Origin of the sequence: Bradyrhizobium sp. MOS001 (assembly GCF_004634465.1) — a bacterium.
In the GTDB taxonomy this organism is placed as follows: Bacteria; Pseudomonadota; Alphaproteobacteria; order Rhizobiales; family Xanthobacteraceae; genus Bradyrhizobium; species Bradyrhizobium barranii.
The window spans coordinates 46,727-67,301 of sequence record NZ_SPVJ01000044.1; the positions used below are offsets into that span (position 1 = coordinate 46,727).

The following is a 20,575-nucleotide window of genomic DNA, read 5'->3' on the forward strand; positions in this document are numbered from 1 at the left end:
ATGGATTCCAGGATCATGACCGCGCTCGGCGACCGCGTGCTGGAGCTTGGGCCCAGGCCCGCGACCGACAGCCCCTACAAGCACTTCAAGCTGACGCGCGATGCCGACGGCGTCGCCTGGCTGCTGTTCGACCGCGCAGATGGCAGCGCCAACACGCTGTCCGCGGACGTGATGGAGGAGTTCGATGCCGTGCTCGCGGCGATCGAGACCGAACGTCCCGCAGGCCTCGTGATCCGTTCGGCAAAGCCGTCCGGCTTCATTGCCGGAGCCGACGTCAACGAATTCCGCGGCGCCAGCGACCCTGAAATGGTCGAGACACGCATCCGCGCGGCGCATGCGGTGGTCGATCATCTGGAGGCGCTGAAGCTGCCGACAGTCGCGGTCATCCACGGCTTCTGTCTCGGCGGCGGGCTCGAGGTCGCGCTGGCCTGCCAGTCGCGCATTGCGATCGACGGCGCGCGCTTCGGCTTCCCGGAGGTGATGCTCGGCCTGCATCCCGGCCTCGGCGGCACCGCGCGCTTCACCGCGCTGGTGAACCCGACGCAGTCGATGGCGCTGATGCTGACCGGCCGCACCATCGATGCGCGCCGCGCCAGATCGCTCGGCCTCGTCGATACCGTGACGCAGGAGCGGCACGTCCGCAACGCGGTGAAGGATGCGCTGTTCGGCCGCTTGAAGCGGGCGCGTCCGGGCCTTCTGACTCACGCGGCCAATTTCGGTCCCGTGCGCGGGCTGCTGGCCAGGCGCATGCGCTCGGAGGCGGCGAAGGCCGCGCCCCGCGAGCATTATCCGGCGCCTTACGCGCTGATCGATCTCTGGGAGACCCATGGCGGCAGCAAGGCCGCGATGCTGAAGGCCGAGCAGGCCTCGTTCGCCAGGCTGATGGTGACGCCGACCGCGCAGAATTTGATCCGCGTGTTCTTCCTGCGCGAGCAGATGAAGAAGACGGCCGGCGGCGGCAACACGATCAAGCACGTCCATGTCATCGGCGTCGGCGCCATGGGTGGTGATATCGCGGCGTGGTGTGCGGGGCAGGGGCTGCGCGTCTCGCTCGCGGACATGAAGCCGGAGCCGGTCGCCGGCGCGGTGAAGCGCGCGGCCGAGCTTTACGGCAAGATCATTCGCAGGCCGACCGAGGTGCGCGATGCGCTTGATCGTCTGATCCCCGACATGGACGGCGAGGGCGTTCGCAACGCCGATCTGATCATCGAGGCGGTGCCGGAAAAGCTCGAGCTGAAGCAGAAGGTCTATGCGGGCCTCGAGCCGAAGATGAAGCCGGGCGCGATCCTTGCGACCAACACGTCGAGCATTCCGCTCCAGGATCTGCGCACCACGCTGGCGCGGCCCGATCGTCTCGTCGGCCTGCACTTCTTCAACCCGGTGTCGCGGCTGCAGCTGGTCGAAGTCGTCAGCCATGACGGCAACGACGCGCAGGTGCTGAAGGAGGCGCTCGCCTTCGTCGGCGCGATCGACCGTCTGCCGCTCTCCGTGAAGAGCTCGCCCGGCTTCCTCGTCAACCGTGCGCTGACGCCCTACATGCTGGAGGCGATGGTGATGCTGGATGAGAGGATCGACCAGCGCCTGATCGACGCGGCGGCCGAGCAGTTCGGCATGCCGATGGGGCCGATCGAGCTCGCCGACCAGGTCGGGCTCGACATCTGCCTCGACGTCGGTGACATGCTGCGGACCAAGTTCGGCGATCTGCTCCCGCCGACGCCGGCTTGGCTGCGCGAGAAGGTCGCCAAGGGCGAGCTCGGCCGCAAGACGGGCAAGGGATTCTACACCTGGAAGGACGGCAAGGCGGAGAAGGCGCCGTTGCCCGAGACCGGCCCGCGCGTCACCGACCCGATGATCGACCGCCTGGTGCTGCCGATGTCCAATGTCTGCGTCGCGGCACTCCGCGAAGGTATCGTCGACGATGCCGATGCGGTCGACGGCGCCATGATCTTCGGCACTGGATATGCACCGTTCCGCGGCGGTCCGCTGAACTACGCGCGCACGCGCGGCGTGGAAAATGTCGTATCCACCCTGCGCGCGCTGGCCGAGCGATTCGGCGGGCGCTTTGCGCCCGATCCGGGCTGGGACAATTTTAGGTGAGACCGACATGACCGAGAAGTCCGACACCGAGCCGCGCGGCGATCTCTGCATTCGCACGCTGGCAATGCCCGCCGACACCAACGCCAACGGCGACATCTTCGGCGGTTGGCTGCTCAGCCAGATGGATGTCGGCGGCGGCGTGTTCGCATCGAAGCTCGCGAGGTCGCGTACGGTCACCGTGGCGATCGAGGCGATGAATTTTCGCAAAGCGGTCTATGTCGGCGATCTCGTTTCGGTCTATGCCAATCTCGTCCGCGTGGGCCGCACCTCGATGACCGTGCATCTCGAAGCCTGGGCGCTACGGCGCAGGGAGCTCCAGCCGATCCTCGTCACCGACGGTCATTTCACCTACGTCTCGATCGATGATGACGGCCGTCCGCAAGCGATCCAGCGCAACGATCCGCCGATCGCGACGTAATCGCGCGCGACGCTCTGCCCCATCTCACGCAAACTTGCGGCACGCCAAACGCGGCGCGACTGAGTCACCGCGTCGCGGCTTCGCCTAGAACAAGTCATAAAACGGATGAGGTCCCGGCGTACTCAATTGCGTGTCGATTCGGGGTGGAAACGGCCTCAAGTGCTCAGGAACCTTTGGGCAGGATTGCCGTTATTTGCCCGCACTGAGGAATCTACGGACCATGCCGGACAGCTACATTATCGAAGTCGACTCGCAAACCGCAGGTATCGTCGTTCGTTCTCAGGGAGGCTATTGTTTCTTCGCCTCGTCCCACCGCTTCAATCGCCTTGAAGGCCAGCTCTTCCGCAACGCACGCGAAGCCGAGCGTGCCGCGCGCAAGCTGGTTAATGGCGATGTGAAGGAAGCGGCGTAGGCGCCTTCCGCTGGTGATTTCTGACGCGCAAAGCGTGGTCGGAATTTTTTGCAGCCCTTGATGCCGCTGCCTTTTCCTTCTCCCTTCATGTCCGCCGAAGCCTTGGCGAAGGCGGATGTGGGAGAAGGTGGCGCGAAGCGCCGGATGAGGGGTTGTTTCCGCGAATTCAATCGTGAGAGGGTCGCCCGCGGGGGCAACCCCTCATCCGTCTCGCCGTTGTCGCGGCGAGCCACCCTCTCCCACAGGGGGAGGGGGTAAGAGCGTCGATCACAACTTCGTCGCGGAGCGTGACAACAGCTTCCAATCGTCGCCCTGCTTCAGCCAGTTCATCAGGATATGAAGGCTGTTTGCCACTTTCTGTCCGCCGGTCATCATCTCGGCCAGCCAATGGAAGCGCACGATCGCGACGGGGCCGACGATCTTGATGGTCGGGTCCTTGTACGTAATCGACAGGAACTCCGTCTTGCCGTCGGTGGCGTTGGCGATAAAGGCCGCCTTATCCTCGAGGAAGCCGCTGGAATGGCTGTAGCTCAGATCGTCCGCGCACAGCGCGCCGAGGGCCTTCGGATCGGCCGCGATCTGGGCGAGGCGAAATGCCTCGACGTTCTTTGCCACCGCCTCGTGGTCCGTCGTGGCAGCATGGTCGTGATTGAGTGTCATCATATCCTCCGTCCTTGATCTTGCGCCCACTGTTGCAGCCGCACTTGATTGTGTCGAGCGCCAGGTCGCAATCGTCGTCGCAATACGCTGCATTGCGCCAGGCGGCGCGATTTCTGACGCGCAAAGCGTGGTCGGAATTTTTTGCAGCCCTTGATGCCGCTGCCTTTTCCTTCTCCCCTTGTGGGAGAAGGTGGCGCGAAGCGCCGGATGAGGGGTTCTATCGGCGCATTCGGAAGCGAGAGAGTTACTCGCCGAAGCATACCCCTCACCCGTCTCGCCGCTGCGCGGCGAGCCACCCTCTCCCACAGGGGGAGAGGGTAAGAGTCGCCATCACAACTTCGTTGCCGCCCGGGACAGCAGCTTCCAATCGTCGCCCTGCTTCTGCCAGTTCATCAGGATGTGAAGATTGGTCGATACTTTTTTCCCATCGGCCGCCATTTCCTGTTCGCCCATCCAGTGGAAGCGCACGATCGCGGCGGGGCCGACGACCTTGATGGTCGGGTCCTTGTACTCGATCGACAGGAATTTTGATTTGCCGTCGGTGGCGTTGGTGACGAAGGTCGCCTTGTCCTCGACCTTGCCGTTGGAATGGCTGTAGCTCACCTCGTCGGCGCAGAGCGCGCCGAGCGCCTTGGGATCGGCCGCGATCTGGGCAAGGCGGAAGGCCTCGACCTTTTTCGCCACGGCTTCCTCATCCGCCGCGGCCGCCAACGCCGGTGCTGTGAGAGCAAGCGCGGAGACGGCAAGGGTTGAGACGGCAAGAGTCGAGAGAGCCAGATCGCGTCGGTTGATCGTCATCGTTTCCTCCTTTTTGGTCTTGCGCGGAGTGTTGCAGCCGCGCGCGACTTTGTCGAGTGTCGCGTGGCGGTCATGTCGATGCGTCATTGCGCGATCGGGGCTGCATTGATACGTGTTTCGCATTGATGCATCGTGCATTCGGGAAAGTACGGAAATGATCGAGGCCAAAGGGCAGGCGCGGGGGCAAGTGACGGGCAGGGCGCTGCTGTTCGACATCGACGGCACGCTGGCCAACACCGACCCGCTGCACCCCAAGGCGTTCAACCAGGTGCTTGGGCCGCGCGGCCATGTGTTCGATCACGCGCGCTTTTCGAGGGAGCTGCAAGGCTTCGCCAATGCGTCGATCGGCGAGCGCTTTCTGCCCGACGAAACCGTGGAACGGCGCGCCGTGATCCTCGGAGAGAAGGAGGTCGTCTTCCGCACACTTGTCGCCGGACAGATCGAGCCGCTTCCGGGTCTGATGGCGCTGCTCGACCGCGCGGATGCCGCCGGCATTCCCATGGTCGCGGTGACCAACGCGCCGCGTCTGAATGCCGAGCTGTTGCTCTCCGGTCTCGGCATCACGCACCGCTTCAGGGCGCTTGTGATCGGCGACGAGCTGGCGCACGGCAAGCCGCACCCACTGCCCTATCAGGAGGGGCTGCGTTTCGTCGGCGGCAGCGCGACGGCTTCGATCGCGTTCGAGGATTCCCGCTCCGGCGTGCAGTCGGCGACGGCCGCCGGCATTCCGACCATCGGCATCCGGACGAGCCTCAGCCATGCCGACCTTGTTGGCGCCGGCGCGGTTGCCTCCGCCAGCGCGTTCGACGATCCGGAACTGCTCGCGCGTCTCGCCGCCGCGATGGCATGGTGAGAGGCTTTGTCCGTTAACCGTGATCGCTGAGCGCATTGACCGAACGTGCGAACCGCCGCACCATGCGCTTTCCTGATTTGAGGCCATCGCCGTGACCGGATTGACCCATCGCCAAGCCGAAATCCTCAACATCGCGCGCGCCTCGGGGCGCGTCATGGTCGAGGAGCTCGCGCGCCGGTTCGAGGTCTCGGCGCAGACGATCCGCAAGGATCTCAACGATCTCTGCGAGCGCCGCTCGCTGACCCGTATCCACGGCGGCGCCATCATCGCCTCCGGCGTCGAAAACCTCGCCTACGAGGCGAGGCGGTTCGTCGCCGCCGACGAAAAGAAGGCGATCGGGGTCGCGGCGGCCTCGCTGATCCCGAACGGCTGCTCGCTCTTCATCAATATCGGTACCACGACCGAGGAGGTGGCGAGCGCGCTGACCTCGCACGAGGACCTCCTCGTCATCACCAACAATCTCAACGTCGCGATGCTGCTCTACCGCCATCCCCGCATCGAGGTGGTGGTCGCCGGCGGCACGGTGCGGCGGGCCGACGGTGCCGTGGTCGGCTCGACCGCGACGCAGCTCATCGGCCAGTTCAAGGTCGACTATGCCATCATCGGGGCGTCCGCGATCGACGAGGAGGGCGCGCTGCTCGACTTCGACTATCGCGAGGTGCAGGTGGCGCAAGCCATCATCGCCAATGCCCGCAGCGTCATGCTGGTTGCCGACTCCACCAAGCTGCGCCGCAGCGCGCCGGTGCGCATCGCCCATATCACCCAGATCCAGACCTTCGTGACCGACCAGGAGCTGCCCGAGCGCCTCGCCACCATCTGCCACAGCAAGGGCATCGAGGTGATGGCGGCGATGCCGAAGGATGCGGCGGATATCGATGATGCGCAGGCCGAAGCGCAGGATGCCGCGCCCGAAGCCGCGCCGGTGGTCCGGCTGAGATAGCGGCTTAGGCGTCGCTCCATGGGTCGAGCAGCGGAACGCCGAAGGCCGCAAAATCTTTCACATTGCGTGTGACGAGCGTGAGATCGTTGGCGAGCGCGGTGGCCGCAAAGAAGCCGTCCATCACGGACAACGCGACGCCATTGCGACGGCTCTGCGCCATCAGGTCGCCCCAGCGCTCGGCGACCGCGTGGTCGATCGGCAGGATGCGCTGCGCGAACCGAGCCGGCAGGTCGTGGGCGAGCCAAGCGGCCAGCGCGGCGCGCCGACGGCCGTCATCCAGCAGGGCGATACCGCGGCGAAGCTCGGCGATCGAGGCAACGCTGATGAACGCGCGATCCTCATCGACCGTATCGAGCCATGCCAGGACTTTCGGGGAAGGCGCCGGCCGCTGAACCTCCGACAGCACGTTGGTGTCGAGGAGCAGGTTCACGGCATCTCGTCGCGCGGTTCATCCTGCACCCGTTCAAGTTCGAGGTCGGCACCGCGCAGCGGCGACGCCAGCAGGAATTCGGCCAGCGTGCCTTTGCGCGCCGTCTTTCGCGCCCATTCATCCGCGGAAACGACCACGGCATTGGGCCTGCCGTGTCGGGTGATGATCTGGGGGCCAGTTTGGGCGCGATCGACCACCTCGGACAGGCGTGCCTTGGCATTGGCGAGCGTCCACGTGTCAGCCGGGGGCGAATCGGGGGCGGTGCTGCGGTCTGTCATGCCGAATATAACTAATGTGACTATTATGACTATATTGGCTCTACGTGACTATTCAAGATCGTATTGCGGTTTCGATTGGCGTCCGAACTGCCCATTTCCACGGCTGATTGCCCACCAGAAAGTTCCTCTTTCACTTCCTTTCGCCTCTCTTTCATCTTGCTTTCGTTTTTCGGTGTGATCTAATCAAAAACGAAAGTAGTCGCTCGAAGGAACGAGCGGTCGCCGGGGGATGCGTCTGTTGGAGCGTATTTTCGACCTCGCCATTATCGGAGGCGGTGTTAACGGCTGCGGCATCGCGCGCGACGCGGTGGGCCGGGGCAACACGGTTTTCCTGTGCGAAATGAACGATTTGGCGAGCGGGACCTCGTCCTGGTCGACCAAGCTGGTGCATGGCGGCCTGCGCTATCTCGAATATTATGAGTTTCGTCTGGTCCGCGAGGCGCTGATCGAGCGCGAGATCCTCTGGGGCATCGCGCCCCATATCATCCGTCCCCTGCGTTTCGTTTTGCCGCATCACGCCGGCCTGCGCCCGGCCTGGCTGCTGCGCCTCGGCCTCTTCCTCTATGACCATATCGGCGGCCGGCACCTGTTGCCGGCGACGCGTTCGGTCGATCTCAGGCGCGACGAGGTCGGCCGTCCGCTGATCCCGAACCGCTACAGCCGCGCGTTCGAATATTCCGACTGCTTCGTCGACGACGCCCGTCTCGTCGTGCTCAACGCGCGCGATGCCGCGGACAAGGGCGCCGAGATCCGCACCCGCACCCGCGCGACGGATATCAAGCAGTCCGGCGGCATCTGGACCGTCAGCATGCTCAACACGCTGACCGGCGAGCGTTCGCAGGTCCAGGCCCGCGCGGTGGTCAATGCCGGCGGCCCCTGGGTCGAGGATGTGCTCGGCCGCGGCGCCGGCGTGAACGCGAAGGCCAAGGTGCGCCTGGTGCAGGGGTCGCACATCGTAGTCAAAAAGCTCTACGACCACGACCGCGCCTACATGTTCCAGAACGCCGACGGCCGCATCATCTTCGTGATTCCGTACCAGGACGATTTCACGCTAATCGGCACCACCGATCGCGATTATGACGGCGATCCCGCCAAGGTGAAGGCGACGCCCGAAGAGATCGAGTACCTTTGCGCCGCCGCGAGCGAGTATCTGGCCAAGCCGGTGACTTCAGCGGACGTGGTCTGGACCTATTCCGGCGTGCGACCGCTCTATGACGACGGCGCCAGCGAAGCCAAGGCCGCGACGCGCGACTACGTGTTTGAGCTCGACACACCCGGCGGCGTGCCGCTGCTCTCGATCTATGGCGGCAAGATCACGACCTACCGCCGGCTCGCCGAAGAGGCGTTGGAACGGCTCGCACCCTATCTTCGCAGTGCGAAAGCGCGCGAAGGCTGGACCGGCAAATGGCCGCTGCCCGGCGGCGACATGGGCGTGTCCGACGTCGACGGCCTGATCGCCGAACTCCAGCGCGGCTATCCCTTCCTCAGCCATGAGCATGCGCGGCGCCTCGCGCGCGCCTATGGTACCCGCGCCATCAAGCTGCTTGGCGATGCCAAGTCGGCCGCCGATCTCGGCCAGGCCTTCGGCGCGACACTGACCGAACGCGAGGTCCGCTACCTCATGGCCAATGAATGGGCGGTCACGGCGGAAGACATCGTCTGGCGCCGCTCCAAACTTGGCCTGCGACTATCTGCCGACGAGGTTGCTGCATTGAACGACTGGATTGCAACCCACGCTGTGCCGCAAAGTCCCCTGCTGGAAGCGGGAGGACGCTCATGACCGTGACGCTCGATCATGTGACCCGGACCGTCGAGGGGATATCGCACATCCGCGACGTCTCGCTGACGCTCGAGAGCGGCACGCTCAACGTGCTGCTCGGGCCGACGCTGTCAGGCAAGACCTCGATCATGCGGCTGCTCGCCGGCCTCGACAAGCCGACGACGGGCAAGGTGCTGGTCAACGGCAAGGACGTCACCGGCGTCGACGTGCGCAAGCGTTCGGTCGCGATGGTCTATCAGCAGTTCATCAACTATCCCTCGCTGACGGTCTACGAGAACATCGCCTCGCCGCTGCGCGTGCAGGGCAAGCCGCGCGAGGAGATCGAGAAGCGTGTCGCGGAAGCCGCGCGGCTGCTCCGGCTCGAGCCGTTCCTGAAACGCACGCCGCTCCAGCTCTCCGGTGGCCAGCAGCAGCGCACTGCGATGGCGCGCGCGCTGGTCAAGGGCGCCGATCTCGTGCTGCTCGACGAGCCGCTCGCCAATCTCGACTACAAGCTGCGCGAGGAGCTGCGTACCGAGCTGCCGCGCATCTTCGAGGCGTCCGGCGCGATCTTCGTCTATGCCACCACCGAGCCGACCGAGGCGCTGCTGCTTGGCGGCAACACGGTCTGCATGTGGGAGGGGCAGGCGCTCCAGATCGGCGAGACGCCGAACGTCTACCGCCGTCCGCAGACGCTGCGGGTCGCCCAGGTGTTCTCCGATCCGCCGCTCAACCTCGTCGGCATCGAGAAGAAGAACGGCTCTGTGCAATATGCGGGCGGCATCGCCGCGCCGGCCTCCGGGCTCTATTCATCGCTCGCCGACGGCGCCTATCGCGTCGGTTTCCGCGCCCATCAGCTTGCCCTCGCCAACGGCGAGACCGACCGCCACGCCTTCCACGCCACGGTGACGGTGACCGAGATCACCGGTTCGGAGAGTTTCGTGCACCTGACCCGCGACGGATCGAACTGGGTGGCAGTGCTGCACGGCGTGCACGAGTTTGAGCCCGGCCAGACCATCGATGCCGTGCTCGATCCCAATGATATCTTCGTCTTCGACGCGGCCGACCGTCTGGTCGCCGCGCCGAGCTCGTAAGGGGGAGATGCGACATGGCCCGCATTGACCTCGTCGATCTCGCCCACTCCTACGGCGGCAATGATGCGCCGCAGGACAGCTTTGCGCTGAAGCCGGTGACCATGACCTGGCGGCAGGGCGGTGCTTACGCGCTGCTCGGCCCGTCCGGTTGCGGCAAGACCACGCTGCTCAACGTCATCTCCGGCATCATCACGCCGTCGCGGGGGAAAATCCTGTTCGACGGCCAGGACATCACACCGCTGTCAACCCAGAAGCGCAACATCGCCCAGGTGTTCCAGTTTCCGGTGATCTACGACACCATGACGGTGGGGCAGAACCTGGCGTTTCCGCTGAAGAACCGCGGCGTGCCGAAGGCCGAGATCGACAAGCGCGTCGCCGAGATCGGCCGCTTGCTCGATCTTGAGCCCTATCTCAATCGCAAGGCGACGCGCCTCACGGCGGATGCCAAGCAAAAAATCTCGCTCGGCCGCGGCCTGGTCCGCTCCGACGTCGCCGCCGTGCTGTTCGACGAGCCGCTGACCGTGATCGATCCCGAGCTGAAATGGCAGCTCCGCTCCAAGCTGAAGGCGCTGCATCGCGAGCTCGACCTGACGATGATCTACGTCACCCACGACCAGACCGAGGCGCTCACCTTTGCCGACACCGTTGTTGTCATGCATGACGGCCGCGTGGTGCAGAGCGGCACGCCCGCCGAGCTGTTCGACAAGCCGGCGCACACCTTCGTGGGCTATTTCATCGGCTCGCCCGGCATGAACATCCTGCCGGCCGAGGTGAAGGGGCGCGAGGCGCGCATCGGCGGGAATGTCATCGCGCTCAACCGCAGCTATGACAGCCTGCCTGCCGGCGCCAAGATCGAGATCGGCGTGCGTCCGGAGTTCGTCGATGCCGTCGCGCCCGCACCCGGATTGCTCCGTGCGAAGATCGACCGCATCGACGACCTCGGCCGCATCCGCTTCGCGCGCGTCCGCATCGGCGAGGCCAAGATCGCGGCGCGCGCGCCGGCGGGCTTCACCAGCGCGGACGGCAGCGCCGGGCTGAAATTCGATCCGGCGCATGTCCACGTCTATGCCGACAGCCTTCTGGTGGAGGGAGCCGCCTGATGGACAAGACCGTCAACCAAAAAGCCTGGTTCCTGGTGCTGCCGGTGTTCCTGGTCGTGGCCTTCTCGGCGGTGCTGCCGCTGATGACGGTCGTGAACTATTCGATGCAGGACACCTTCGGCAACAACCAGTTCTTCTGGAACGGCGTCGGCTGGTTCAAGGAACTGCTCGATCCCTCGACCGATCTCGGCGGCCGATTCCTCGCCTCGCTCGGCCGCAATCTGTTCTTCTCGATGGTGATCCTCGCGATCGAGGTGCCGCTCGGCATCGTCGTCGCGCTGTCGATGCCGCGCCAGGGCTGGACGGTCGCGGCCTGCCTCGTCATCCTCGCGCTGCCGCTGCTGATTCCGTGGAACGTGGTCGGCACGATCTGGCAGATCTTCGGCCGGCCCGACATCGGTCTGATGGGCTATGTGCTCAATGCGATCGGCATCGACTACAACTACGTCTCCAACGCCGTCGATGCCTGGGTTACCGTCATCGTGATGGACGTCTGGCACTGGACCAGCCTGGTCGCGCTGCTGTGCTACGCCGGCCTGAAGTCGATCCCCGAGGCCTATTACCAGGCAGCTCAGATCGACGGCGCCTCGCGCTGGGCCGTGTTCAAGGCGATCCAGCTGCCGAAGATGAACCGCGTGCTCCTGATCGCCGTGCTGCTGCGCTTCATGGACTCGTTCATGATCTACACCGAGCCGTTCGTGGTGACGGGTGGCGGACCCGGCAACTCGACGACCTTCGTGTCGATCGAGCTCGTCAAGATCGCGCTCGGCCAGTTCGACCTCGGCAAGGCCGCGGCGCTCTCGCTGGTCTATAATCTGATCATCCTGATCGTCTGCTGGATATTCTATACCGTCATGACCAATGCCGGCGCCGAACGCAAAGTCCAGGCCGAGACCGAGCCGGCGACGGAGCCCAAGCCTTCGGCCGTGCTCAAGCCCGTGACTGCACTCAAGCCAAAGGAAGGAGTGGCCTGATGCACTCAATTCCCGGCCGCCGCGTCATCATGGCGCTGTTTCTGATCTTCCTGTTGTTGCCGATCTACTGGCTCGTCAACATGAGCTTCAAGACCAACGCAGAAATCGTCTCGACGATGACGCTGTGGCCGCATTCCCCGACGCTGCAGCATTACAAGCGCATCTTCACCGACGAGAGCTGGTACTCCGGCTACATCAACTCGCTCAAATACGTCGTCCTCAACACCATCATCTCGATCTCGGTGGCGCTGCCCGCGGCCTACGCGTTCTCGCGCTACCGCTTCCTCGGCGACAAGCACCTGTTCTTTTGGCTGCTGTCGAACCGCATGGCCCCGGCGGCGGTCTATGCGCTGCCGTTCTTCAACCTCTATTCGGCGATCGGGCTGTTCGATACGCCCTGGGCGGTCGCGCTCGCGCATTGCATCTTCAACGTTCCGCTGGCGGTGTGGATCCTCGAAGGCTTCGTCTCCGGCGTGCCGCGCGAGATCGACGAGACCGCCTTCCTCGACGGCTATTCCTTTCCGCGCTTCTTCATCAGGATCCTGGTGCCGCTGATCGCGAGCGGCATCGGCGTCGCCGCCTTCTTCTGCTTCATGTTTTCCTGGGTCGAGCTCCTGCTCGCGCGGACGCTGACCTCGGTGCAGGCAAAACCGATCGCGGCGATCATGACGCGTACGGTGTCGGCTGCGGGCATGGACTGGGGCCTGCTGGCCGCGGCCGGCGTGCTTACCATCATCCCGGGCGCGCTGGTGATCTGGTTCGTCCGCAATTACATCGCGAGCGGTTTCGCGCTCGGTCGGGTGTAGGGAGGCATCGATGGAATCTATTGCATGGATGGCCTGGACGCTGCCGACGGCGATCTTCTTCGTGGCGCTCGCCTCCACCCTCGCGGTCATGACGTACCTCGCCGCGGTCTATCCCGAAGCCGAGCGCGTCGGCGTGCTCAGCATTCCGACGACGCGGGGCGACCGCCTGTTCATCTCCCTGATCACGGCGGCCGTCATCCACCTTCTGTGGATCGCATTCGCCGGCACCGATACACTCGCCACCCTGCCGATTGGCGAGGAAGGTTTTGAGATTTCGAGCCTCTGGCTCGCAAGTGGAATTTCGCTGGCCACGGCCGTGCTCATTTTTCGCACGGTCTGAAGCTCGCGAAGGGACGGCCAGATCCGGGGGCAACCCGGGCCTGTATAAAATTTTGTCGCTGCAACGGAGGAACAACATGCGACAGTTTAGGAGAAGGAAAGGTCCATTGACCAAGAATAGCTTTCTGACCATGTCCAGCGCCGCCGCCATCGTGGCGGTGTCGTTCGCCGTCTCGGCGCCGGTCCGCGCCGCCGACGACGCCGCGATCCAGAAGTGGATTGCGGAATTCCAGCCCTCGACGCTGTCGAAGGACGAGCAGAAGAAGGAGCTGGAGTGGTTTGCCAAGGCCGCCGAGCCCTTCAAGGGCATGGAGATCAACGTCGTCTCCGAGACCATCGCGACCCACGAATACGAGTCGCAGACGCTGGCAAAGGCGTTCTCCGAGCTCACCGGCATCAAGCTCAAGCACGACATCATCCAGGAAGGTGACGTCGTCGAGAAGCTGCAGACGCAGATGCAGTCCGGCAAGAACGTCTATGACGGCTGGATCAACGATTCCGATCTGATCGGCACGCACTTCCGCTACGGCCAGACCATCGCACTGTCGGATTACATGACCGGCGAGGGCAAGGACGTCACCGATCCCCAGCTCGACGTCAACGACTTCATCGGCAAGTCGTTCGGCACCGCGCCGGACGGCAAGCTCTATCAGCTGCCCGACCAGCAGTTCGCGAACCTCTATTGGTTCCGCTACGACTGGTTCACCAACCCGGACTACAAAGCCAAGTTCAAGGCAAAATATGGCTACGAGCTCGGCGTGCCCGTGAACTGGTCCGCTTATGAAGACATCGCCGAGTTCTTCACGAACGACATCAAGGAGGTCAACGGCGTCAAGGTCTACGGCCATATGGACTATGGCAAGAAGGATCCCTCGCTCGGCTGGCGTTTCACCGACGCCTGGCTGTCGATGGCCGGCAACGGCGACAAGGGCATCCCGAACGGTCTGCCGGTCGACGAATGGGGCATCCGCATGGAAGGCTGCCGTCCGGTCGGCTCCTCGGTCGAGCGTGGTGGCGACACCAACGGCCCGGCTGCGGTCTACTCGATCACCAAGTACCTCGAGTGGATGAAGAAGTATGCCCCGCCGCAGGCCCAGGGCATGACCTTCTCCGAGTCGGGTCCGGTGCCGGCTCAGGGCAACATCGCCCAGCAGATGTTCTGGTACACCGCCTTCACCGCCGACATGGTGAAGCCGGGCATCGCCGTGATGAACGCGGACGGTACGCCGAAATGGCGTATGGCTCCGTCGCCGCACGGTTCGTACTGGAAGGAAGGCATGAAGCTCGGCTACCAGGACGCCGGCTCGCTCACGCTGTTGAAGTCGACCCCGGCTGACCGCCGCAAGGCGGCCTGGCTCTATCTCCAGTTCATCGTCTCCAAGACGGTGTCGCTGAAGAAGAGCCATGTCGGTCTCACCTTCATCCGTGAATCCGACATCTGGGACAAGTCGTTCACCGAGCGTGCGCCGAAGCTCGGCGGCCTGATCGAGTTCTACCGTTCGCCCGCGCGCGTGCAGTGGACCCCGACCGGCAACAACGTGCCTGACTATCCGAAGCTCGCGCAGCTCTGGTGGCAGAACATCGGCGATGCGTCGTCCGGTGCGAAGACGCCGCAAGCCGCGATGGATGCACTCGCGGCTGCCCAGGACTCCGTCATGGAGCGTCTCGAGAAGTCCGGCGTGCAGGGCGCCTGCGGTCCGAAGCTGCACAAGAAGGAGACCGCCGAGTTCTGGTACGCCAAGGCCCAGAAGGACGGCACCATCGCGCCGCAGCGCAAGCTCGCCAACGAGAAGCCGAAGGGCGAGACGGTCGACTACGACACGCTGATCAAGTCGTGGCCGGCGTCCCCGCCCAAGCGCGCGGAAGCGAAGTAAGCGGGGCATAGCGTCATCAAACACGAAAGGCCGGGAGCGATCCCGGCCTTTTTTCTGGCGGATGTCGAGAATGGCGATTGTGCCGACTACACACTCGCTGTCATCGCCCGACTTGATCGGGCGATCCAGTATTCCAGAGACGGTCGTGATTGAACCGAAGAGCCGCGGCGTACTGGATGCCCCGCCTTCGCGGGGCATGACAGCGTCATGTGTGGAGAGGAAATTACTCCGCCGGCTCGGCCGCGAGCGTCGGATAATCCGTGTAGCCCTTGGCGCCGCCGCCGTAGAACGTGTTCTTGTCCCAATCGTTCAGCGTCGCGCCCGTCTTCAGCCGCTCGACCAGGTCGGGGTTGGAGATGAACGGCTTGCCGAACGCAATGAGATCGGCCGCGTTCGCGTCCAGCACCTTGGTGGCGAGATCGAAGTCGTAGCCGTTGTTGGCGATATAGGCGCCAGTGAAGCGCTTGCGCAGGCCCGCATAGTCGAACGGGGCGATGTCGCGCGCGCCGCCGGTGGCGCCTTCGACCACGTGCAGATAGACGAGCTTGAGTGCGTTGAGACCGTCGACGATGTGATCGAACAAGGCCTGCGGATTGGAGTCGGAGAGGTCGTTGGCCGGCGTCACCGGCGAGATGCGGATGCCGGTGCGGTCGGCGCCGGCCTCGGCGGCAACGGCCTTGGAGACCTCGAGCATCAGCCGCGCGCGGTTTTCGATGGAGCCGCCGTAAGCATCGGTGCGCTTGTTGGCGCCGTCCCTCGCGAACTGGTCGAGCAGATAGCCGTTGGCGCCGTGGATCTCGACGCCGTCGAAACCGGCCTCGAGCGCATTCTTGGTGGCGCGCTTGAAGTCGTCGGTGATGCCGGGAAGTTCGGAGAGCTCGAGCGCGCGGGGCTCGGAGACGTCGGCGAAGGTACCGTTGACGAAGGTCTTGCCCTTGGCGCGGATCGCGCTCGGCGCCACCGGGGCTGCGCCATTGGCCTGGTGATCGACATGCGAGATGCGGCCGACATGCCAGAGCTGGATGAAGATCTTGCCGCCGCGCTCATGCACGCGGTCGGTGACCTTGCGCCAGCCGGCGACCTGGTCCTTGCTGTAGATGCCGGGCGTGTCCTGGTAGCCCTGGCCCTGCTGTGAGATCTGGCTCGCTTCGGTGACCAGGAGACCTGCGGAGGCGCGCTGGCCGTAATAATCGGCAGCAAGCGGGCTCGGCACGAACGTGCCGGGCGCGGCGCGGTTGCGCGTCAGCGGCGCCATCACGAGGCGGTTTGCCAGCGTGATCGGGCCGAGCTTGTAGGTCTCTAGCAATTTGGTCGGGCGGCTCATGGGAATGCTTCCAGGCGGTGAGAGATCACGAACACTTGTGCATCGCGACATCAGGCGCAAGGGAGGAGCCATACGGAAAGTGCAGGCGAGCTACGCGGCCTGGCCCGCGTAGCATGATTCATGTGCAATCCCGGCCATGACAGCGGATTTGCGCTGCCACGGCCTGCGATCCCTCAGTTCGCGCCGAGGAAATCGCGCTTGCCGATCTCGATGCCGTTATGACGCATGATGCCGTGAGCGGTGGTGGCGTGGAAATAGAAGTTCGGCAGCGAGACCCCGCTGAAGAACTGCTGGCCCTTGAGCGTCATGGTCCGGTCCGGGCCCGCCGGGAAGGTCACGTCCTTGGTGTCGGCGCCTTCGAACTGCTCCGGCTTGTACGATTTCACGTAGTCGATCGTCTTGGCGAGCCGCTGCTTCAGCTCCTCAAACGTCTTTTCCGTGTCGGGCATCGAAGGCACCTCGCTATGGGTCAGCCTGGCGCAGCCCTTGGCGGCGAAATCGCTGGCGAGCTGGATCTGCTTCGACAGCGGCAGCATGTCCGGGAAGAGGCGCGAGCCGAGCAGGACGCTCGGGTCGATCTTTTTGGCCGCGCAATGCGCCTCGGCTTTGGTGAGCAGGCCGGTCAGGCTGTTCAGCATTTGCAAGTACGCGGGGACGACGGCGTCGTGGAAGGACATGTGATGCTCGCTTGTGAATGGGAAATCTCAGGAGAAACCTGAGCCACTCACATGGGAGCATCACGGAAAATTACAATCGCGAGAGCGGCTTGTGCGGTGCGAAAATTCTACCGGATCATCCCCGCCGGCTGCGCCTGGGCCGTGCCGCCGCGCATCCGCGCGAGCAGCTCGGCGGTCGGCCAGGAATCGGCGGGCAGGCCGTATTTGATCTGCATCGCCTTCACGGCGGCGCGGCTCTGCTGGCCCAGCACGCCGTCGACCTTGCCGACATTGAAGCCGGCCTGGACCAGGAGCTGCTGCAATTGCTTGAGCTCGTTGAACGGCAGTTGCGCGACCGGTTGGGCCGGCTTGCGCATCGGAGCCGCGCCCGCGATGCGGGTGGCGAGATAGCCCGCGGTGGTCGAATAGATCAGCGAGTTATTCCACTCGGTGTAGGCCGCGAAATTCGCATACGCCATGAAGGCAGGTCCGTTGCGCCCCATCGGCAGCAGCACGGACGACGCGAGATTGTCGTTCGGCAGCGGACGGCCGTCGGGATAGGTGACTCCCAACTGCGACCATTTCGAGCGCGGCTGCTGCACCGTGAGGTCGGTCTGATCCCAGGGCAGGTTCTGCGGCACCTTGATCTCTTCGAGCCACGGCTCGCCGCGCCGCCACTTCAATCCGTTGGCGATGTAGTTCGCGGTCGAGCCGATCACGTCGTCCTCGCTGCGCAAGAGATCGCGCCGGCCGTCGCCGTCATAGTCGACGGCGTAGTTGACGTAATGCACGGGCAGGAATTGCGTCTGCCCGAGCTCGCCGGCCCAGGAGCCGACCATCTCGTCGGGTGTGAGATCGCCACGGTCGATGATCTTCAGCGCGGCGATGGTCTCGTTCACGAACATCTCCGAGCGGCGGCAGTCATAGGCCAGCGACACCAACGATTTCAGCGTCGGCAGATTGCCCATGTTAACGCCGAAATCGCTCTCGAGGCCCCAGAACGCGGCGATCACCGCCGGCGGCACGCCGTATTCCTTTTCGGCGCGCGCGAACGCAGCCGCGTGGCTCTTGATGTGCTGCTGGCCGTTCTGCATGCGATAGGGCGCGGCCATGCGGCCGGCAAATTCGGTGAAGAGCTGGCCGAACACGCGCTGGCCGCGGTCGCGATTGACGATGCCCTGGTCGTAGACGAGGTAGGGCGAGGCTTCCGATATCGTCCGCTGCGACACGCCGGCGGTAACGGCCTGCTTTTTCACGTCGGCCAGGAAACGATCGAAGCTCGCGCCATTGTGGCACGACGCCGCGCGCGGCGACGGGGTTGTGGCTTTGGGCGCGATGGGCTTGGCGGGCGGTGGCGCGAACTGGGCGGAGGCGGGGAGGGCGAAGGCGAGCAGAGCGGCGGCCGCGATCGCAAATCGGGTCTGGAGCATGAGCTTTCCGGCGGGGAGAAGGGCGCGTGTGGAATCTTGCTAAAGCTTAAGTGAATTGAGCGCCTCAAACCATCCCTTCGTCATGGCCGGGCTTGTCCCAGCCATCCACGCCTTTCGGGGCTTGTGTAGAGGAAGAACGTGGATGCCCGGGCCTTCGCCGCGCCGAAGCGGCTTCGGCCGCGCAGGCGGGACAAGCCCGGGCATGACGGAAATGCAATGTTGGGCATAGCCGCGGCCCCGCGACGCACCTTGAAACCTTGCACCCGGGCCGGGGTCATCCCTACCTCAATGGCGCCGGCCAGAGGTTTGCCCGCGGCCGCCCTGGGAGACGGCCATGAACTATCTTCGTACCGCAATGCTGCTCGCCGGCCTCACCGCCCTGTTCATGGGCGTCGGCTATCTGATCGGCGGCGCCGCCGGCGCCATGATCGCGCTCGTCATTGCCGCCGCGACCAATCTCTTCACCTACTGGAACTCCGACCGCATGGTGCTCCGCATGTACGGCGCCCATGAGGTCGACCGCGCCAGCGCGCCGGAGCTGGTCGGGCTCGTCGCCGAGCTTGCGGGCCGCGCCTCGCTGCCGATGCCGCGTGTGTTCGTGATGGACGAGGCGCAGCCCAACGCGTTCGCGACCGGGCGCAACCCGCAGAATGCCGCGGTCGCCGTCACCACCGGCCTTGTGCATCAGCTCAGCCGCGAGGAACTTGCCGGCGTGATCGCGCACGAGCTCGCACATATCAAGCATCACGACACGCTGCTGATGACTGTTACCGCGACCATTGCCGGCGCGATCTCGATGCTGGCGCAGTTCGGCATGTTCTTCGGTGGCCATCGCGACAACAACGGCCCCGGCATCGTCGGCTCGATCCTGATGATGATCCTCGCCCCGATCGGCGCCATGCTGGTGCAGATGGCGATCAGCCGTACCCGCGAATATGCCGCGGACAATCTCGGCGCGCGCATTGCGGGCCAGCCGATGTGGCTGGCGTCGGCGCTGCTGAAGATCGAAGGCGCCGCGCATCAGGTCCCGAACTACGATGCCGAGAGAAACCCCGCGACCGCGCACATGTTCATCATCAACCCGCTGTCGGGCCATGGTGTGGACAATCTGTTCGCCACCCATCCTTCGACGCAGAACCGTATCGCGGCGCTCCAGCAGCTCGCGGCCGAACTCGGCGCGCAGGCATCTCCGTCGGTCGGTGCCAACGAAAACTATCCGCCGCGGAGCCCGTGGGGGCAGTCGTCCTCACGCGGCCCTTCACCTGGTCCTTCCCGTGGCCCTTGGGGCTGATGCGGAACCGGCCGGAATCGCGCCCGGCTTTGTGACCAGCTTTTGTGACCTGGCGCACACAGGATGGTCCCGGCCGGTGTTAACACCATGGCGAGACTGTTCCTTCGAAAGGGGATGCGTGGCCGGTCCTCTGCCTGCCACGGTCGAAGATGACCAAAGCTGCGGTACCATTGTTGATCGTCCTGGGCGTGCTCATTGGCCTGTCCACGCACACGGTCGTCAATTGCGGGGACGAGGACGAGCCCGACATCTGCTCGGCGGTGATCGGATTCTCGCCGCTGCGGGGATCGCTGATCGCGTTCGCCTATGAAGGGCGCGGACGGATCGCGTTGCGCCACGGCGACTGGCTGCGGGCGATCGCGGATTTCGACGAGGCCATCCACCTCAATCCCAACCGCGCCTCGCTGTATCGCGACCGGGCGCAGGCGCGCCGGCAGAACGGCGACCTGGAGCTTGCCATCGAGGATTACGATGAGGCGATCGCACATGATCCCAGGCACGCCGCGCCCTATTACCAGCGCGGTCTGGCGCTCGCCGCCACCGGGGATCTCGATCGCGCCATCCTGAGCTACAACACGGCGGTCCGTCTCGACCCGTCGGATGCGCAGGCCCGCCTCGACCGTGGCCTTGCATTCCTCGCCCGCGGCCAGGCCGACGACGCCCGCGCCGATTTCGAAGCCGCTCTCGCGCTGCCGGCCGGCAAGGACGGCCGCACCCGCGACGCGGCCCGCGCCAAGCTCGCCGAGCTCGCGAGCGCCGAGCCGAACCAGGCCCCCGCGCCGAGGCGGTAGAGATATCTAGAGCCGCATTCGCCGCTGCGACCCTCTCCCCTTGCGGGAGAGGGTGGCTCGCCGCGATAGCGGCGAGACGGGTGAGCGACTGTGTTCGCTGTCAAGCGGGTTGCCATGGTGTTTTCGTCCTGATCATGACATTGAGGATGGTCAGCAGCTTGCGGGCGACGGCGATCAGGGCAACGAGCTTCGGCTTTCCATTGGCCACGAGGCGCTCAAAGAAGGCCTTGAGGACGGGGTTGTGACGTCTG

The 20,575-nt window shown here is 64.7% G+C and carries 21 protein-coding genes and 1 pseudogene; 14 read left to right on the plus strand and 8 right to left on the minus strand.

Annotated elements, in window-relative coordinates; all coding sequences use genetic code 11:
• The 3 genes from CT676_RS34610 (at window position 1) to CT676_RS34620 (ending at window position 2,927) form a co-directional block, all read left to right on the plus strand.
• Window positions 1–2,097 carry a 3-hydroxyacyl-CoA dehydrogenase NAD-binding domain-containing protein gene (locus CT676_RS34610; protein ID WP_167768261.1) on the plus strand — a complete coding sequence of 699 codons (2,097 nt, stop codon included), beginning with the start codon at window positions 1–3 and terminating at the stop codon, window positions 2,095–2,097.
• Between the two features lie 7 nt (window positions 2,098–2,104).
• The gene (locus tag CT676_RS34615) at window positions 2,105–2,515 is read left to right on the plus strand and encodes an acyl-CoA thioesterase (RefSeq protein ID WP_063985193.1); all 411 of its coding nucleotides are present in this window, start codon (window positions 2,105–2,107) and stop codon (window positions 2,513–2,515) included.
• Between the two features lie 220 nt (window positions 2,516–2,735).
• The gene (locus tag CT676_RS34620; RefSeq protein WP_028134810.1) at window positions 2,736–2,927 is read left to right on the plus strand and encodes a hypothetical protein; all 192 of its coding nucleotides are present in this window, start codon (window positions 2,736–2,738) and stop codon (window positions 2,925–2,927) included.
• A gap of 267 nt (window positions 2,928–3,194) precedes the next feature.
• Here CT676_RS34620 and CT676_RS34625 read toward each other — a convergent pair whose 3' ends face one another.
• Both CT676_RS34625 and CT676_RS34630 read right to left on the minus strand, forming a co-directional pair.
• Complete coding sequence (locus CT676_RS34625) at window positions 3,195–3,590, minus strand: nuclear transport factor 2 family protein (RefSeq protein WP_135216334.1); 396 nt, start codon at window positions 3,588–3,590, stop codon at window positions 3,195–3,197.
• 327 nt (window positions 3,591–3,917) lie between these two features.
• On the minus strand, window positions 3,918–4,385 hold the full coding sequence (locus tag CT676_RS34630; RefSeq protein ID WP_085398540.1) for a nuclear transport factor 2 family protein: 468 nt from the start codon (window positions 4,383–4,385) through the stop codon (window positions 3,918–3,920).
• Window positions 4,386–4,539: 154 nt separating this feature from the next.
• On the opposite strand from CT676_RS34630, the gene CT676_RS34635 reads away from it, so the two are divergent.
• Both CT676_RS34635 and CT676_RS34640 read left to right on the plus strand, forming a co-directional pair.
• Window positions 4,540–5,238, plus strand: coding sequence for an HAD-IA family hydrolase (locus CT676_RS34635; protein WP_167768262.1), 699 nt, complete (start codon window positions 4,540–4,542; stop codon window positions 5,236–5,238).
• 91 nt (window positions 5,239–5,329) lie between these two features.
• On the plus strand, window positions 5,330–6,178 hold the full coding sequence (locus CT676_RS34640) for a DeoR/GlpR family DNA-binding transcription regulator (RefSeq protein WP_135216336.1): 849 nt from the start codon (window positions 5,330–5,332) through the stop codon (window positions 6,176–6,178).
• A gap of 4 nt (window positions 6,179–6,182) precedes the next feature.
• Here CT676_RS34640 and CT676_RS34645 read toward each other — a convergent pair whose 3' ends face one another.
• Both CT676_RS34645 and CT676_RS34650 read right to left on the minus strand, forming a co-directional pair.
• Window positions 6,183–6,608 (minus strand): type II toxin-antitoxin system VapC family toxin, encoded by a 426-nt coding sequence (locus CT676_RS34645; protein WP_135216337.1) that lies wholly within the window; start codon window positions 6,606–6,608, stop codon window positions 6,183–6,185.
• Window positions 6,605–6,886 carry a type II toxin-antitoxin system Phd/YefM family antitoxin gene (locus CT676_RS34650; protein WP_135216338.1) on the minus strand — a complete coding sequence of 94 codons (282 nt, stop codon included), beginning with the start codon at window positions 6,884–6,886 and terminating at the stop codon, window positions 6,605–6,607. The genes CT676_RS34645 and CT676_RS34650 overlap by 4 nt, the downstream gene beginning before the upstream one ends.
• A 229-nt stretch (window positions 6,887–7,115) precedes the next feature.
• On the opposite strand from CT676_RS34650, the gene glpD reads away from it, so the two are divergent.
• From glpD to CT676_RS34685, 7 genes are all read left to right on the plus strand, one after another.
• Window positions 7,116–8,666: a glycerol-3-phosphate dehydrogenase gene (glpD, locus tag CT676_RS34655; protein WP_135216339.1), complete on the plus strand. Its 1,551-nt coding sequence runs from the start codon at window positions 7,116–7,118 to the stop codon at window positions 8,664–8,666.
• Complete coding sequence (locus CT676_RS34660) at window positions 8,663–9,739, plus strand: ABC transporter ATP-binding protein (RefSeq protein WP_135216340.1); 1,077 nt, start codon at window positions 8,663–8,665, stop codon at window positions 9,737–9,739. The genes glpD and CT676_RS34660 overlap by 4 nt, the downstream gene beginning before the upstream one ends.
• Before the next feature lie 14 nt (window positions 9,740–9,753).
• Complete coding sequence (locus CT676_RS34665; protein ID WP_135216341.1) at window positions 9,754–10,839, plus strand: ABC transporter ATP-binding protein; 1,086 nt, start codon at window positions 9,754–9,756, stop codon at window positions 10,837–10,839.
• Window positions 10,839–11,813 carry a sugar ABC transporter permease gene (locus CT676_RS34670; RefSeq protein WP_085398530.1) on the plus strand — a complete coding sequence of 325 codons (975 nt, stop codon included), beginning with the start codon at window positions 10,839–10,841 and terminating at the stop codon, window positions 11,811–11,813. The genes CT676_RS34665 and CT676_RS34670 overlap by 1 nt, the downstream gene beginning before the upstream one ends.
• On the plus strand, window positions 11,813–12,619 hold the full coding sequence (locus CT676_RS34675) for a carbohydrate ABC transporter permease (protein ID WP_085398529.1): 807 nt from the start codon (window positions 11,813–11,815) through the stop codon (window positions 12,617–12,619). Before CT676_RS34670 ends, CT676_RS34675 begins: the two co-directional genes overlap by 1 nt.
• A gap of 10 nt (window positions 12,620–12,629) precedes the next feature.
• Window positions 12,630–12,959, plus strand: coding sequence for a DUF2160 domain-containing protein (locus CT676_RS34680; RefSeq protein ID WP_135216342.1), 330 nt, complete (start codon window positions 12,630–12,632; stop codon window positions 12,957–12,959).
• A 130-nt stretch (window positions 12,960–13,089) separates the two neighbouring features.
• The gene (locus tag CT676_RS34685) at window positions 13,090–14,832 is read left to right on the plus strand and encodes an ABC transporter substrate-binding protein (protein WP_166105572.1); all 1,743 of its coding nucleotides are present in this window, start codon (window positions 13,090–13,092) and stop codon (window positions 14,830–14,832) included.
• A gap of 223 nt (window positions 14,833–15,055) precedes the next feature.
• On the opposite strand, the gene CT676_RS34690 is transcribed toward CT676_RS34685, so the two are convergent.
• From CT676_RS34690 to CT676_RS34700, 3 genes are all read right to left on the minus strand, one after another.
• Window positions 15,056–16,156 carry an alkene reductase gene (locus tag CT676_RS34690; RefSeq protein ID WP_135216343.1) on the minus strand — a complete coding sequence of 367 codons (1,101 nt, stop codon included), beginning with the start codon at window positions 16,154–16,156 and terminating at the stop codon, window positions 15,056–15,058.
• 173 nt (window positions 16,157–16,329) lie between these two features.
• Entirely contained in the window at window positions 16,330–16,833 is a 504-nt protein-coding gene (locus CT676_RS34695; RefSeq protein WP_135216344.1) for a DUF1993 domain-containing protein, read from the minus strand.
• A 107-nt stretch (window positions 16,834–16,940) separates the two neighbouring features.
• Entirely contained in the window at window positions 16,941–18,242 is a 1,302-nt protein-coding gene (locus CT676_RS34700; protein WP_135216345.1) for a lytic murein transglycosylase, read from the minus strand.
• A gap of 334 nt (window positions 18,243–18,576) precedes the next feature.
• Between CT676_RS34700 and htpX the strand changes: the two genes are divergently transcribed.
• Together htpX and CT676_RS34710 are read left to right on the plus strand one after the other, a co-directional pair.
• A complete protein-coding gene (gene htpX / locus CT676_RS34705; RefSeq protein WP_085398222.1) occupies window positions 18,577–19,533 on the plus strand; it encodes a zinc metalloprotease HtpX in 957 nt (318 codons plus the stop codon).
• A 149-nt stretch (window positions 19,534–19,682) separates the two neighbouring features.
• Window positions 19,683–20,324 (plus strand): tetratricopeptide repeat protein, encoded by a 642-nt coding sequence (locus CT676_RS34710; RefSeq protein WP_135216346.1) that lies wholly within the window; start codon window positions 19,683–19,685, stop codon window positions 20,322–20,324.
• Between the two features lie 100 nt (window positions 20,325–20,424).
• Here the strand turns inward: CT676_RS34710 and CT676_RS34715 are convergent.
• A pseudogene (locus CT676_RS34715) lies at window positions 20,425–20,575 on the minus strand (IS110 family transposase); the annotation flags it as partial.

Bases quoted from the DNA above. Each gene is read 5' to 3' on its own strand.
- CT676_RS34610 (WP_167768261.1), top strand. From the start codon at position 1: ATGGATTCCAGGATCATGACCGCGCTCGGCGACCGCGTGCTGGAGCTT.
- CT676_RS34615 (WP_063985193.1), top strand. From the start codon at position 2,105: ATGACCGAGAAGTCCGACACCGAGCCGCGCGGCGATCTCTGCATTCGC.
- CT676_RS34620 (WP_028134810.1), top strand. From the start codon at position 2,736: ATGCCGGACAGCTACATTATCGAAGTCGACTCGCAAACCGCAGGTATC.
- CT676_RS34625 (WP_135216334.1), bottom strand. From the start codon at position 3,590: ATGATGACACTCAATCACGACCATGCTGCCACGACGGACCACGAGGCG.
- CT676_RS34630 (WP_085398540.1), bottom strand. From the start codon at position 4,385: ATGACGATCAACCGACGCGATCTGGCTCTCTCGACTCTTGCCGTCTCA.
- CT676_RS34635 (WP_167768262.1), top strand. From the start codon at position 4,540: ATGATCGAGGCCAAAGGGCAGGCGCGGGGGCAAGTGACGGGCAGGGCG.
- CT676_RS34650 (WP_135216338.1), bottom strand. From the start codon at position 6,886: ATGACAGACCGCAGCACCGCCCCCGATTCGCCCCCGGCTGACACGTGG.
- glpD (WP_135216339.1), top strand. From the start codon at position 7,116: ATGCGTCTGTTGGAGCGTATTTTCGACCTCGCCATTATCGGAGGCGGT.
- CT676_RS34660 (WP_135216340.1), top strand. From the start codon at position 8,663: ATGACCGTGACGCTCGATCATGTGACCCGGACCGTCGAGGGGATATCG.
- CT676_RS34665 (WP_135216341.1), top strand. From the start codon at position 9,754: ATGGCCCGCATTGACCTCGTCGATCTCGCCCACTCCTACGGCGGCAAT.
- CT676_RS34670 (WP_085398530.1), top strand. From the start codon at position 10,839: ATGGACAAGACCGTCAACCAAAAAGCCTGGTTCCTGGTGCTGCCGGTG.
- CT676_RS34675 (WP_085398529.1), top strand. From the start codon at position 11,813: ATGCACTCAATTCCCGGCCGCCGCGTCATCATGGCGCTGTTTCTGATC.
- CT676_RS34680 (WP_135216342.1), top strand. From the start codon at position 12,630: ATGGAATCTATTGCATGGATGGCCTGGACGCTGCCGACGGCGATCTTC.
- CT676_RS34685 (WP_166105572.1), top strand. From the start codon at position 13,090: ATGTCCAGCGCCGCCGCCATCGTGGCGGTGTCGTTCGCCGTCTCGGCG.
- CT676_RS34690 (WP_135216343.1), bottom strand. From the start codon at position 16,156: ATGAGCCGCCCGACCAAATTGCTAGAGACCTACAAGCTCGGCCCGATC.
- CT676_RS34695 (WP_135216344.1), bottom strand. From the start codon at position 16,833: ATGTCCTTCCACGACGCCGTCGTCCCCGCGTACTTGCAAATGCTGAAC.
- CT676_RS34700 (WP_135216345.1), bottom strand. From the start codon at position 18,242: ATGCTCCAGACCCGATTTGCGATCGCGGCCGCCGCTCTGCTCGCCTTC.
- htpX (WP_085398222.1), top strand. From the start codon at position 18,577: ATGAACTATCTTCGTACCGCAATGCTGCTCGCCGGCCTCACCGCCCTG.
- CT676_RS34710 (WP_135216346.1), top strand. From the start codon at position 19,683: ATGACCAAAGCTGCGGTACCATTGTTGATCGTCCTGGGCGTGCTCATT.